General features: G+C 44.5%; 1 protein-coding gene. It reads right to left on the bottom strand.

The annotated features are described in order from the left end of the window. Window positions 1–432 (bottom strand): ExeA family protein (locus AC0KTX_RS16850; protein WP_474253169.1); only part of this gene is annotated, 432 nt, incomplete at its 3' end. Between the last annotated feature and the right edge of the window lie 130 nt (window positions 433–562).

Here is a 562-nt window from a genome sequence, read left to right as displayed (position 1 = left end):
AATCGCAAGATCTTGCAGAAAGGCATCTTTAGCCAGATGCATCTCATCCAAAATCAAGACAGGAGTGATTCTTCGTTCGGTGTACAATCGTTCGATTCCTTGCTGAATTTGATAAAACAAATCGACCTTCCGGTATTTTGGCTCTTCCCCCAACCCAAGCGCAAGCCCTCGGTAAAAATCCATCACTCCTCCTGTGGAAAGAGGAAAATAGACGACATGATACAACGATGGATTCAACGACTCTTTAAACGTTCGTAACGTAAACGTTTTTCCAGATCCCGGTTCACCAATGAATAGACCGATTCCTCTCGTTCGTTTGATATAATCCAATCCCGCCAATGCTTCTCGATACGAAGTAGCGAGATAGGCATCCGACGGCTTCATTTCTTTCGAAAAGGGTTCATGAGAAAGGGAGTAGAAGGTTTTATACATGATCTTCTTCCCCCTTTGCCCATGCCGTATTCAACGAAAACGGGGACCGATTTCGTTTCACATGGGCGTTATCATGCAGGCATACAGGTTTGGCTTGAGCGACTTCCTTGCCATCTTCATATACATATAC

This window comes from Aeribacillus sp. JST-2, from assembly GCF_056032925.1.
The sequence above is the reverse complement of the archived record's forward strand: the minus strand, read 5'-3'. Positions and strand labels throughout refer to the sequence as shown.